We start from the raw sequence: 13,541 nt of genomic DNA, 5'->3' as shown, positions 1-13,541 counted from the left end.
TAAATATCTCCTTACAACTTATTATCTCATGGTCATGGCATACTAGACTTAGAAAAAAAAGCCGGAGCAAAACATGAGAAACCTTAAAAACAAAGTAGCGGTCATTACTGGTGGGGCCAGTGGCCTTGGGCTTGCCATGGCAAAACGTTTTGGACGAGAAGGCATGAGAATCGTCCTTGCAGATATTGAAACAGAACGACTAAACGCAGCCGTTTCAGATCTTGAAACTCTTGGCGTTAGTGCACTAGGCGTGTCATGCGACGTATCACTTGCTGAAGACGTAGAAAATCTCGCACATTGCACTCTAGAACACTTTGGATCTGTAAATGTGGTGTGTAATAATGCTGGAGTCTCTCTCAGCGGGCTCATCTGGGAGCATTCAACGAAGGATTGGGAATGGGCCTTCGGTCCCAACGTTTGGGGCGTCATCCACGGCATCCGTGTATTCACTCCCATTTTACTCAATCAAAAAGAAGAGGGGCACATTGTTAATACAGCCTCAGTCGCGGGATTGATGTCATTTAACGGCATGGGGCTCTATTGCGCGACAAAACATGCCGTCGTCACAATGAGCGAATGCCTGCATCACGACTTAACGAGCGTGGCAGAACACGTGCATTGTTCCGTTTTATGCCCTGCCTACGTTCCTACACGCATCGCCGATTCAGAACGTAATCGACCAGAACAACTCCAAGACAAACGCGAAAAATCTGCGTTTGAAGTAGATATGGAAAAAAATCTTAAAAAAGCGGTTGAGTCCGGCAAAATAAGCGCCGAACAAGTCGCAGATCATGTCCTCGCAGCAATCCAAGATAAACACTTTTACATACTCCCCCACGCCAAAATGAAGCCTGCGATTGAAATGCGTTATCAAGACATTTTACTAGACCGCTTACCTGTAGATACCTCAAAACGCTAAACACCCAATTCTAGAATGCGTAGCATGAATAATGCATGAGCGTTAGAATGCGCATCCTAATACGAATATTAAACACACTGATTGAGTACGCACAACAAACCTGTGGAACAGACAAAAAACGAAGTCCAAACGGAGGCTAAGAGACGTAGGACCTTCGCAATCATTTCTCACCCTGATGCTGGAAAAACAACGCTAACGGAAAAGTTATTGCTCTTTGGTGGTGCGATACAAGCTGCAGGAACGGTTAAAGCAAGAAAATCTAATAAATATGCAACCTCGGACTGGATGGCCATCGAAAAAGAACGAGGCATTTCAGTCGCAAGCTCGGTTATGCAATTTGAATACCGCGATTGCGTGATTAATTTGTTGGACACACCGGGCCATAGAGATTTTTCGGAAGATACCTATCGAGTATTAACCGCAGTCGATGCAGCATTGATGGTTATCGACTGTACGAAGGGTGTCGAATCACAAACCATAAAACTTTTAGAAGTCTGTCGACAAAGAAACACCCCCATCATCACTTTTGTGAATAAACTTGATCGCGAAGGCAGGCATCCCTTAGAAATTATCGACGAGATTGAATCGGTGCTCAATATTCATTGTGCACCGATTACCTGGCCAATCGGAATGGGGAAAAGACTTGCCGGAATTTACGATTTAGCAAGACAAGAAACACTACTCTTCGATCCGAATAACCCAGATCAAAGAAACATCTCAGCCCTAAAGGGATTGGACAAAAATATGGTCGATGCTCGATTCTCGGCTGAAGTCGCCGAGACTCAAGATGAAATCAGTCTCTTACAAGAAGATGGCAGACATTTTGACAGGGAATATTTTCTTGAAGGCGAGCTCACGCCCGTATTTTTTGGGTCTGCCATGAATAATTTTGGCGTCATCAAAGCCCTTGAAGCCTTAGTTGAAGATGCGCCCTCGCCTCGTGCGCGCCTCGCCATTGAACGCTCTGTTGCGCCTGAGGAAAACAATTTTTCAGCCTTTGTGTTCAAGATACAAGCCAATATGGACCCACAGCATCGTGATCGAATTGCATTTCTGAGAGTTTGCTCGGGACGTTTCTCAAGAGGCATGAAATTACTGCACGTCAGGAGCGGCAAAGAAATCCGAGCGGGTCAAGTCGTAAGCTTCTTATCTCAGAGACGCGAAACTATTGAAGATGCTTGGCCTGGAGACATCATCGGCCTTCTCAATCACGGGAGCATTGATATTGGAGACACCTTTACCGTCGGAGAGTCATTATCCTTCACAGGCATTCCATACTTCGCTCCCGAATTATTTCAAGGCGTGAATCTCAAGGATCCACTTAAAAGTAAACAACTTCAAAAAGGGTTACAACAACTTGGCGAAGAGGGTGCCATACAGGTTTTCAAACCCGTCATCGGCAATGAAATGATCTTAGGCGCAGTCGGGCTGTTACAGTTTGAAGTCGTCGCACATCGCCTAAAAGCTGAATATGGCGTTGATGCAAGTACTCGGTCCCTTAGTTTCTATGGGGCCCGCTGGATCACCTCATCAAACAAAAAGAAACTGATCGAGTTTGAAAAAAAACTGGCTGGAAACTTGGCACACGATGCGTCTGGAAGTTTGGCATTTTTAGCCACATCTAAACCCAACCTAGATTTAACTATGGAACGATGGCCTGATATTGAGTTCCATAACGTACGCGAACACGCACAAAAATTTGCGGCGTAATCAACACGGTTCGATCTAGTTATTTAGATTACCGCATATTCTTTCGAACAAAGGCATCTAATCGCGCGACACCTTCAATAATATTCTCGTTAGAAGCAGCATAGCTGAATCTGATGTGCTGCCCATCATCGGGCACCCGTCGGCCAAAATGAATATCTGCCAACACAGCTACCCCTGCCTCATGAAGCAGTCGTTGCCTCAACTCTTGAGAATTTTTGACGCCTATCATATCGCAGGCCTCAGTCACATTTGGCCACACATAGAACGCACCACCTGGAATAAGACAAGTAACGCCCGGAACCTTATTCAAGAGGCCAACGATCAAATCACGGCGCTCGAGAAACTTTGAGCGCATCATCGCCGCCCCAGACTGGTCACCGTTGAGCGCCTCGACTCCAGCCCATTGCGTGATATGTGAGGCGCATGACTCAGTGTTGGTAACCCATTTTGTGAAGGTTGGTGCAAGCACTTTATTCGCTGCGAACCCTAGTCTCCAACCTGTCATTGCCCAAGTCTTCGAGCACCCATCAGCTACAATAGTTCGCTCCGTCATGTTGGGAAAACTCGCGATTGAGGTAAATGACTCTTCAAAGCATAATTGCGAATAAATCTCGTCCGAGAATACCCATACGTTCGGATATTTATCAAGTATATCAGCAATAACTGCTAACTCAGCCCTAGAAATAATACCCCCAGTTGGGTTTTGAGGAGAATTAAGAATCAGCAAACGGGTCTTATCGTTTATTCTTGCTTCTAATTCTGCTGGATCAAAATTAAAACCTCTTGATTCCCGCAAATGCAAAGGAACTGGTATCGATCCATTCACCTTTATTTGAGATTCGTATATCGGAAACCCCGGATTAGGATAAATGACCTCATGCTCCTGACCATAATCGGTGGTTGCAAGTATTGAATACATGATGAATGGCTTAGCACCTGCAGCAACTACAACATCGTCAGCCTGATAATCCAACCCACGTGTGTTATTGAGATATTGTGCAACCGCCTGCCTTATTTCTGGGATACCTGCAGATGGCGTATAGCCATGCTTGCCACCTTGAATAGCTCTAATGCCTGCATCTTGGACATTCTGTGGTGTTGGGAAATCAGGCATTCCGATACAAAAAGATACAATGTCCTTGCCTTGCCTTTGAAGATCACCTACCTCAGCCAAAACAACAAATGCATTCTCTGTCCCTAATTGACTCGAGCGTTGTGAGATTACCGGCATTATATTTTCCTAAATAACTTGGACTTGACTGTAACTTTATTCAATCGGTCTAAGAGACCTGAGACTAAACCAAAAAGCATAAAATAAATGGAATACAGTCTACAATAAAATAGGAATCTTGATAGATTGGGTCACAAAAATCGAGGTTTAAACTTGAATAGCTGCATTCGAAGTCTTTTAATACTCAGTATTTCGTCCATGGATCAATCTTGAAAATAAACTTTTGTTCAAATTCCGAGAAAGTTCCATCACGCTTAAACTGCCATTGGCGCACACTACTCAACACCTCCTCATTAAAGACTCCGGGAGGATTGGCGTTAACCACCTGCACATCCATGACCCGTCCATCACCATTAACCATAATACGCACCGTAATATTACCCTCGATACTCTCATCCTCAGCCTCCCTAGGGTATTTAGGGAACGGCACTTTCCTCACAGGTCTTGCATCTTGAAAGACGGATTGAAGCGCTGGCTCTTCTTCTTCTTCTTCATCTTCTTTCTCTTCAGGCTTATGCGCTGGCAATTTAATCTCTGCTGAGATTTCATCAGGTAACGGCCTTGGAGGTTCGAGTGGGATAGTATTTTTTATCTTTTCTAGCTCTGGCTTAGGTAGCTCTTCCTTAGGTTTTGGAGGAGGCGGCTTTAGCGCCTCAAGAGGCGGCCGCTCGTCCAATCGGACTGACATTTTTATCTCAGGTAAGCCCTCGTCCTCAAGAGTTACCTGCGGAATCCATAACCCATAGAGATACCCGCCAAGAAAAGGCGACACCTGTATTAATAATGCAAGCACAAGCGCCGCCCACCAGGGCAAGAACCTTTTCTCTTCTAAATGGAGATCAGGCCAAAGTGCTTTCACTTGGCGGTATTTACCAAACATGTGAGGTCTCTTCGTTAACCCTATTGGTCAGCCGCTATAGCAGCAATACCTACAGAATTGATGCCGGCACCGCGAACACTATCCATGACGTTAATTAACGTCTCTAATTGCACGTCTTTGTCACCTGCGATAATGACTGAAACTTTCCGATTCTTCTTAAGCTCAAGCAACTTAGAAGTTAAACTCTCACCTGAAATTTTTTCGCCGTCAACAATAAATTGGTTATCTTTTTTGACACCCACTGTGATCGTTGACTCTTTGATATCTTGAGTTGTTTTTGACCCTGGAAGATTCATATCTAAACCCGTCCCGGCGATCATGTTTATCGATAACACAACAAAAAAAACCAAGAGAAACATCATGATGTCAATCATAGGAATGACTTCGACCCTAGGCCGGTCTGCCACAAAATAACTATTTTTATCTCTTCTAAACATGGGTATTTTTTAATTAAATAAATTAGGGGATTAGCTGATCAAAAATGCGACTAAGAATTACTGTGAAAACGATTTATGAGCATGGTTTTTATTAAATCCATTTGATGCACCGCAACGCGAATACGCTTGTTGAAGTGATTAAGAAACAGCACTGCGACAATCGCTATCAGAAGTCCGGCACCAGTTGCAACCAGCGCCTCAGCAATTCCACCTGTTACCATTTTCGTCGAACTTTTTATGGTATCAGCCGTACCCAATATATCGAAAGCATCTACCATCCCTATAATAGTTCCCAACAACCCCATGAGTGGTGCCAGTGTTACAGACGTATCCAAAAACCAGATACCTCGATCTAATTTAGGCAATTCCCACATAATGGATTCTTCGATTTTTCGACCCATCTCTTCCGCGTCTTTGCCCTTAGCTAACTTCGCGGCTTTGATGAGCGCCACTTGCAACGTCGCCTCGTAGTGCTCCTCTAGCTCTTTGAGCTGATCCGCATTTTGATGTTCAATGACGTTCAGGTCATGCTCCATATTTGATCCACTTCTAACTACACGATGATAAAAGTACAACCGCTCAACAATAACTATGATCGTAACTAGGAGAAGGAGCCCCATTAGAGGCAGCAAACCTCCGGACATTTTGCTGAAATATATTATTGTTTCTATGTTTGCTTCAAAATCCATCAGTTTTTCCTCTCATCAATCTCAAAAATAAACATTTATATTTATACTAACTAATACTTATTCAACGGGAGGGAAGAAAGGCATTCCATACCGCTCAACAATCCGTTTAATCTCCCCCGACTTAAGCATTTCCTCAAAGGTATCATCAATAAATTTTTTGAATTCTGTCTCTGTGTTTTTAAGTCCCCAAGCACTATTCCAACGCATCTCCGGAATTGGAATATATCCTTTGACCATTTCCAGATTACCATCAGGACGGTTCAATTTCGCTTGCGATATGGCCCCCGACCAAATCATCGCCGCATCGACTGTGCCATCGAGCATAGCGTCAACCACTCGGAAATTCTGAAAAAATGTTTCATGAGGAATATTATTCGCGACAGCGTAATCACTCATAGGAGAATATGCAGGCAAACCAATCTTGATGTTCAATCTCTTAACGTCATCCAAGCTGGTCAACCCTTTGACCGGCCCTGGAGTCACTAGAACAAAGCCTGTGCTCATGAACGACTTCGTATAAATAATCCCACTGGGATCAAGTTGATGTTCGTCGGAACCTGTCATGGTAAGCCCCAGCACGAGATCACACAGCCCTCGATTAATGGAAAGGTCAAACGCTCCCCCTGGAGCCCCATAACCAAATCGCGTAGCCATGTTCACCCACATCATCTCAACTTTTAAATCATGCTTTTTTGCAACAGCATTTAAGAGTTCAATCTCCAGCCCAGCAGGTTCATTTTTACGTGCTGTACGCGAAAAAGGCCAAAACCAACCATCTGCACAAGCAAGAATTGCCCCTAACTCTTCAGTTCGTTTCATGGCAGTCATTTTTTTGAATCCATCTGGCACACCAATCGGTCGATAATTCTTGTACCCCGCACGGTAGAGTGGATCCGACAAAGGATCAAATATTTCGGGTTCGACGTATCCTATCTTGGGTCCACGATTGCGCCCATAGACATATTCATCCTCTAACCCCAACACCCGCTCCTCATCATCTCGAGCGAACGTCTGCGTCGTCAGTGGCGACACAAAAATGACTAACATTACAAGTAATAAAAAACGAAGAGAAAACATAAATTACCTATTAACTTTCATCTTAACGACCTCACTCACCCGTTAGGAAGTAAGGAGTGCCCGAGACAAAGCCATGAGGTTAAAAGTCGCTAATATTACACTAAAGGTACTGAAAACATGTGAGACAATGCTCCCACTATGCAAAATCAATCCAAAATCGCTTTGAAGGCAGCTCAGCTTTTATTAGAGCAACACAGTCAAGACGCTGCCTTCGCCGATCTGCCCATAGATATCAAACCAACAACTGAGTCACAGGCTTATGCGATTCAGTCTGAATTCTTTAAGCTTCGTAAATCCAGCTTAGGCGACATCGTTGGCTACAAAGTAGCGCTTACGTCTGAAGTCATGCAAAATCTTGTTAAGTTCCCAACTCCTTTTAGCGGCCCTTTACACGGCAACCTAATCTACGAAGATGGCGTAACCCTCCTAACCAAGAATTACGGACAGCTGTGCATTGAATGTGAGATTGCAGCTGTTCTAAAGACAGACTTACCCCGCCGAGAAACCCCCTATTGTGCGACCGATATCGCTGACGCGATTGATACCATTGCTCCAGCACTTGAAATTGTAGATGACAGACGTGCTGACTACGACCGAATCAGTCAAGAAATTCTCACTGTGATTGCGGACAATGCGTTGAATGCTGGGCTCGTGCACGGGAAAATGACGGATGACTGGCGACAACTAGATCTTGCTACTTTAAAAGGTACTGTAAGAATTAACGGGCAATTAACAGGCGAAGGCTATGGTCGAGACGTGCTCGGGCACCCCTTCAACGCACTTGCCTGGCTCTCAAATAAAATACTTGACCAAGGTCAAACCATCAAGGCGGGTATGACTATCATTACAGGATCAATGATCAAGACCCAATTTGTGCAGCCAGGAGACCAGCTGACATTCACCATCCCAGAACTCGGGTCGGTAAGCATCCACGTATCATGATAAGAATACAGTTGAAGTGGCTCACTGAGACCAAGTAAATATAAGCAAGGAGTAAATATGAAGGCTAGCATCTGGAAATGGGTTGATCAGCATATCTTTGGGCTTATCCGCGAGTTTCGAATCAGCTTTTTACCGCCGCTGATGGTCTACGTGGCTGCAGGTCTCTCTCCCCTGACCCAAATTGTTGGATCATTCTATGTCAAAGAACAGCTCGGACTCACCGCAGAATTTTTAGCTGGTCTGGCTTTCTGGGCGATGCTGCCTTGGGCACTCAAAATGCCCGTCGGGCACCTTGTTGATCTGTTTTGGAAAGTCAAAAGTGGATTTGTCTACCTCGGCGCAATGCTGATTGGCGTCAGTTTAGGTATCATGATTCTTCTCCTGGGCCACACAGAGGCTATGTTAACGATAGCGAGTGCAGAAGTGTGGTTCATCACATCGTCCCTACTTGGACCCATTGGTTATGTGTTACAAGACGTTGTTGCGGACGCTATGACTGTCGAGGCAGTTCCGAGCGTTAACCGTAACGGTCAGCCCATTGACCCAGCACACATACGGTCCCTGCATACGACAATGCAATTATTGGGTCGACTCGCGATCATCGTCGGAGGCATATTTGTAGCGCTCCTCAACGTTACGATGATGAATGGGGTTGGTGAGTTACCCGAAGCCGAAAAATCGCTCGCTTATCTTTCGGTTTATCAGATCGCTCTACTCATACCTCTGTCTTCAATTCTTGGCGTTCTCAGTGGATCACTCATCCAACGAAAAGCTATTCGTAACCTCATTAAGTCAGGTCACACCAAGGACGCAGCGATCTCAATGACCCGCGTGCAAAGTGAGCGACCAAATGTCAATTGGTGGATCCTTGGCGGAGGACTCGCGTTCGCTTTACTCTCGATAAGTGTTGGCTTAGCCGACGCACCAGGCGCTCAAGAAATGGTGTTCGTTATATCAACGGCCATCATCTTATTCCTGATGTCAAAACTCATGAAAGAGTTAGACCCGAAAGCACGACAAGTGCTGGTAGGCACAGCAGTCATAATTTTCGCATATCGTGCAGTGCCTACTACAGGTGCCGGCACTTCTTGGTGGATGATTGACGTACTGGAGTTTGATCAGTCCTTCATCGCAAAGCTCTCCCTTATTGCCTCGTTCCTAGCCTTATTTGGCATGATTATTTTTAGAAAATTCATGGCTGAGAAATCAATTGCCTACGTCATAGGCGCGCTTGCTATTGTAGGCACCCTATTGATGATTCCTGATATCGCTATGTTCTATGGTGTCCATTACTGGACAGCGCAGGTCACGGATGGAGTCATCGATCAACGCTTTATCGCAGTAATTGATACCGCCATGGAGTCACCACTCGGACAGATTGCCATGGTTCCAATGCTAGCTTGGATTGCCAACTCTGCACCTCAGAATTTAAAGGCGACATTTTTTGCTGTCATGGCATCTTTCTCAAATTTGGCGCTATCCGCAGCGCAACTAGGCACAAAGTATCTTAACCAAATGTATACCGTCGCACGAGAGGTCAAAGACCGAGAAACGGGCCTGATCACAACAGCAGCGAACTATGATGAGTTAGGACCCTTATTCATCACAGTAGCCTGCATCGCAATTTCAATACCACTCGCAGCGATTGCGCTTGTTAGGTATCTCAAATTAAAAAGTGCGTAATTAAGTCGACTATGTTCCAACGATTAACATTAAGATCCTCGGCATCACAACAAAATATTCAAGAACAGATTGAGCAGTCTGCGAAGAGGTACGTTGATATAAAAACAGAGATGATCGAGTCTGGAAGACTGAAGCTTAGTCGTAAGAATGCACCGCCAATATTAAATGGGTTTATCCCCATTTTCATCGGGAACATTATCGAAAATGAACATGGAACGACGCTTGAGGGCTATTTTAGATTCCACTTACTCGCTATTGGTTTGTTCGCAGGTTTCATAGGGGCCTCGTTACTCAACATGCTACGCATCTACACACAAGATCCTACCGTACAAGTACTTATCTCTGACCCTCGCATCCTTTTTGAATTGCAGTTTTCAGGCTTTTGTGTGCTGGTCGCTATTTTCACATGGCTGGGCGGTAAACCTTTTCGACAACACATGAAATCGTTTCTTCACGAAAATTTCAATGAGTCAAAAATCCTCGATACTCAATTTTAATGCGCTCATTTAATAACTTTCATTATCAAAGTGCACTCGATACGTACTAGGATTTTTGGAAGGCCATTTTCAGTTGCCAGGCCGACTCCTCTATCGCCTCAGCCGCTTGATCGATGACACCACCCATGAGATAAAAGCCATGAATCATGCCCTCGTAGTTCGATAGGCGCACCTGATTTCCAGCCTCTATGAGTGCACGCGCAAAGTCTACACCTTCGTCTCTAAGTGGATCATATCCAGCCACAATAATTAAAGCCGGTGGGAGCGCGGACAAATCATCCGCCTCCAACGGAGCGTACCGTGGATCACGCGTATCTTTTGATGTGCGTAAATATTGCTGATAAAACCAAGTGATTGTCTTTCGTGTCAGCAAGTACCCCTCAGCAAACTGGTAATGCGATCGCGTTTCTGGCTCAGCCGCAACGCACGGATAAATTAATAATTGAAAACATACGTGTGGGCCTCTTTTGTCGCGAGCAAGTAACGTGACTGCGGCTGCCAAGTTACCACCCGCACTGTCACCGCCCACAGCCAAGCTATCTTTATCGCCTCCAAATTCCGTCGCATGCTCCGCCACCCAAATCAATGCGGCTTCGCAATCAATCACCGCCGCGGGAAACTTATGCTCAGGCGCCAATCGATAATCAACAGCAACGACAATACAATCCGCCTGGTTGGCTAACGCACGACATGCGGCGTCATGAGAATCTAAATCACCAATGACGAACCCTCCACCGTGATACCACACTAAAACGGGCAAAAGTTCACCAGTTTGCGCGGATCGGGGGCTATAAATTCTGATACCAATCGGTCCCAAGGGGCCAGGGATTTGACGATCTTCAACCTTAAAAATGTCCACGTCGGCTTTCGTCTTTGCTGTCCGTCTCAAGTATTCCACTCGGGCAACGTCAGGCGTGAGCTGCCACATTTCTGGCGCACCCAAAGCTTTAACAGCATCTAACAAATTTCTTGCTTGCGTATCTAGGGTCATATTATTTTTTCTTTCGGATACTTGAGTTTGAATGTCCCACTTGCTTTAGCTGCTAACTCCCCATTCTCATTGAATAATTCCCCTTCAACAAAAATCAATTTTCGACCCATACGTGTCGCTTTAGCTTTTGCCCGCAAATTTTTCGTAACTGTTTGAAGGAAATTCGTTTTTATCTCAATCGTGATTGCACCCAAGGCCAGCTCATCTATAGACTTAGCACTCAAGCCCATCACCATATCCAGCACGCTCAATATCACTCCCCCATGCGCTACGCCCCAGGAATTATGATGCTCTTTTCTAAGAGCTAATGCAATTTCCACTTCGCCATTTTCCTGTCGATGGGCACGCACACCCAAATACTCAGCAAAAGGGATGTAAATATCAATGCCTGTAGCGTTATTACTACTTTGTATTGATGGATGAACCATTTATTGAATAAAAGAAGAGATAGTTAAACCGCTAAATATCCACCATCTACGGCAACAATTTGCCCCGTCATAAATGCAGAGGAATCGGTCGCAAGCAACGCAGTCAAACCTTTAAGGTCCTCACTGCCACCAAGCTTTCTCATTGGCGTTTGCTTCAGAATATGCTCACTTCCTCGGGCGATCATGCCTTCTGACATTTTGGAGGGAAAAACACCTGGCGCTATCGCATTCACCGTGATGTTGTATTGCGCCCATTCGACAGCGAGAGAGCGCGTGAAATTAACAATCCCGCCCTTACTCGAGTTGTACGCAATCGTTGGCATAAAGCCCGGTTCAGTACCAACAAATCCCGCAATCGACGCAATGTTAATAATCTTCCCATACCGCCGAGGAATCATTGATAACTTCCCAACAATTTGGCTCAATAAAAAGGGCGCTGTAAGGTTAAGGTTAATCACCTTGTACCATGCATCTAACGGGTGGTCCTCCGCATTCGCGCCCCAAGCCGCACCCGCATTGTTAATGAGGACATCAATTTGACCGTGGCGCGCTAGAACACCCTCAACCATCGGCTGGACCGAATCCGTATTCTGCAAATCGTTGACCACCGTTTCAACTTTTACCGATTGCTTAGTTAGCGTAGCTGCGGCCTCTTCTAATTCTCCCGCCTTACGAGCCGTAATCACCACCTGCGCGCCCAACTCTCCAAGCACTTCAGCCATTTGCAGACCAAGACCTCGCGATCCACCAGTAATCAGGGCGACTTTCCCGTCCAAATTTTGCAAATCCTTCAAGCTCATTGCAACCTCTTCATCTCGTTAATGGTTAACTCTTCTTCGATATACGAACACATGAAGACCTCGGTTTAATGCACCACCTCAAACAACCCTGCGGCCCCCATTCCTCCGCCAATGCACATCGTAACGACAACCCATTTAGCATTGCGTCTTCGTCCTTCCAAAAGTGCATGGCCGACCAAACGGCTACCACTCACTCCATAAGGGTGCCCCATCGCAATAGCACCTCCATTAACGTTAAGTCGTTCGTTTGGAATACCCAGGCGATCTCTACAATATATGACCTGAACAGCGAATGCCTCATTGAGTTCCCACAAATCAATATCATCAACTTTGAGTCCACTGCGCTTTAACAATTTGGGCACTGCGTAAACGGGACCAATGCCCATTTCATCAGGCTCTAATCCAGCGACTGCAAACCCTCTAAAAACACCCAATGGTTTGAGACCACGCAAAGCCGCAGCTCGATCACTCATGATCAATTGCGCTGAAGCGCCGTCAGAAAATTGACTGGCATTCCCCGCAGAAATCACTCCACCTTCCAGCGCAGGTCTAATTTGAGAAACCGCCTCATACGTTGTTCCAGGGCGAATCCCTTCATCCTTTGAGGTGGTCACCTCCCTCATTTGTTCCTGACCAGTATCTTTATCAACCACTTTCATAGTTGTTGTAATGGGAACGATCTCCTCCGAGAGCAAGCCAGCTTTAACTGCTCGCTCAGCCCTATTTTGACTTTCTGCACCGTATCGATCTTGCACTTCTCGAGAGATTTGATAACGCTTTGCAACGGTCTCTGCCGTTTGCAGCATAGGCCAGTAAATCTCAGGCTTCTTCTCATGCAACCATGGGTCTTCTATAAAAGAGGTATTCATTTGATTTTGAACACATGATATTGACTCAACGCCGCCGGCGACATAGATCCCATCTTCCCCTGCCAGGAGGCGCTGGCTAGCAAGCGCAACGGTCTGAAGCCCAGACGAACAAAATCGATTCACGGTCAAGCCTGACACAGTCACCGGCAACCCTGCCCTAATCGCGATTTGCCGAGCAATATTTTGTCCGGTCGCACCTTCAGGACTTGCGCAACCCATCAAAACATCCTCCACTTCCTGTGGATCAATTTGCGAACGCTCAACCACTGCTTTGACCACATGTGCACCAAGACTCGCCCCATGCGTCATATTCATCGCACCTTTCCAACTTTTACACAGTGGCGTTCGCGCTGTATCAACAATGACTGCATCCATTCTCTATTGCTCC

General features: G+C 45.7%; 14 protein-coding genes. 5 read left to right on the top strand and 9 right to left on the bottom strand.

The window, feature by feature from the left end; genetic code table 11:
• The first annotated feature begins 73 nt into the window (after window positions 1-73).
• Window positions 74-919, top strand: coding sequence for an SDR family NAD(P)-dependent oxidoreductase (locus O3A65_02145; GenBank protein ID MDA1331262.1), 846 nt, complete (start codon window positions 74-76; stop codon window positions 917-919).
• A 102-nt stretch (window positions 920-1,021) separates the two neighbouring features.
• On the top strand, window positions 1,022-2,629 hold the full coding sequence (locus O3A65_02140) for a peptide chain release factor 3 (GenBank protein MDA1331261.1): 1,608 nt from the start codon (window positions 1,022-1,024) through the stop codon (window positions 2,627-2,629).
• A gap of 28 nt (window positions 2,630-2,657) precedes the next feature.
• Here O3A65_02140 and O3A65_02135 read toward each other — a convergent pair whose 3' ends face one another.
• The 5 genes from O3A65_02135 to O3A65_02115 all read right to left on the bottom strand — a co-directional run bounded on the left by O3A65_02135 (window position 2,658) and on the right by O3A65_02115 (window position 6,943).
• Entirely contained in the window at window positions 2,658-3,860 is a 1,203-nt protein-coding gene (locus O3A65_02135; GenBank protein MDA1331260.1) for a pyridoxal phosphate-dependent aminotransferase, read from the bottom strand.
• A gap of 184 nt (window positions 3,861-4,044) precedes the next feature.
• Entirely contained in the window at window positions 4,045-4,740 is a 696-nt protein-coding gene (locus O3A65_02130) for an energy transducer TonB (protein MDA1331259.1), read from the bottom strand.
• Window positions 4,741-4,760: 20 nt separating this feature from the next.
• Window positions 4,761-5,177, bottom strand: a complete 417-nt coding sequence (locus O3A65_02125) for a biopolymer transporter ExbD (protein MDA1331258.1) — start codon at window positions 5,175-5,177, stop codon at window positions 4,761-4,763.
• Window positions 5,178-5,227: 50 nt separating this feature from the next.
• The gene (locus O3A65_02120; protein MDA1331257.1) at window positions 5,228-5,866 is read right to left on the bottom strand and encodes a MotA/TolQ/ExbB proton channel family protein; all 639 of its coding nucleotides are present in this window, start codon (window positions 5,864-5,866) and stop codon (window positions 5,228-5,230) included.
• Between the two features lie 57 nt (window positions 5,867-5,923).
• Window positions 5,924-6,943, bottom strand: coding sequence for a transporter substrate-binding domain-containing protein (locus O3A65_02115; protein ID MDA1331256.1), 1,020 nt, complete (start codon window positions 6,941-6,943; stop codon window positions 5,924-5,926).
• A gap of 138 nt (window positions 6,944-7,081) precedes the next feature.
• Between O3A65_02115 and O3A65_02110 the strand changes: the two genes are divergently transcribed.
• Genes O3A65_02110 through O3A65_02100 form a run of 3 tightly spaced genes read left to right on the top strand, consistent with a single transcriptional unit; the run spans window position 7,082 to window position 10,065 of the window.
• Entirely contained in the window at window positions 7,082-7,885 is an 804-nt protein-coding gene (locus O3A65_02110) for a fumarylacetoacetate hydrolase family protein (protein ID MDA1331255.1), read from the top strand.
• Window positions 7,886-7,942: 57 nt separating this feature from the next.
• Complete coding sequence (locus tag O3A65_02105; protein ID MDA1331254.1) at window positions 7,943-9,568, top strand: hypothetical protein; 1,626 nt, start codon at window positions 7,943-7,945, stop codon at window positions 9,566-9,568.
• An 11-nt stretch (window positions 9,569-9,579) separates the two neighbouring features.
• Window positions 9,580-10,065 carry a hypothetical protein gene (locus O3A65_02100; GenBank protein ID MDA1331253.1) on the top strand — a complete coding sequence of 162 codons (486 nt, stop codon included), beginning with the start codon at window positions 9,580-9,582 and terminating at the stop codon, window positions 10,063-10,065.
• A 46-nt stretch (window positions 10,066-10,111) separates the two neighbouring features.
• Here O3A65_02100 and O3A65_02095 read toward each other — a convergent pair whose 3' ends face one another.
• The 4 genes from O3A65_02095 to O3A65_02080 form a co-directional block, all read right to left on the bottom strand.
• Window positions 10,112-11,056, bottom strand: coding sequence for an alpha/beta hydrolase (locus O3A65_02095; protein ID MDA1331252.1), 945 nt, complete (start codon window positions 11,054-11,056; stop codon window positions 10,112-10,114).
• Window positions 11,053-11,484 (bottom strand): PaaI family thioesterase, encoded by a 432-nt coding sequence (locus tag O3A65_02090; protein ID MDA1331251.1) that lies wholly within the window; start codon window positions 11,482-11,484, stop codon window positions 11,053-11,055. Before O3A65_02090 ends, O3A65_02095 begins: the two co-directional genes overlap by 4 nt.
• 23 nt (window positions 11,485-11,507) lie before the next feature.
• On the bottom strand, window positions 11,508-12,284 hold the full coding sequence (locus O3A65_02085) for an SDR family oxidoreductase (protein ID MDA1331250.1): 777 nt from the start codon (window positions 12,282-12,284) through the stop codon (window positions 11,508-11,510).
• Between the two features lie 65 nt (window positions 12,285-12,349).
• Window positions 12,350-13,528: an acetyl-CoA C-acyltransferase gene (locus O3A65_02080; protein MDA1331249.1), complete on the bottom strand. Its 1,179-nt coding sequence runs from the start codon at window positions 13,526-13,528 to the stop codon at window positions 12,350-12,352.
• Between the last annotated feature and the right edge of the window lie 13 nt (window positions 13,529-13,541).

This window comes from Pseudomonadota bacterium (assembly GCA_027624715.1).
Classification (GTDB): domain Bacteria; phylum Pseudomonadota; class Gammaproteobacteria; order Burkholderiales; family Eutrophovitaceae; genus Eutrophovita.
This window is presented reverse-complemented; position numbering and strand designations above follow the sequence as displayed.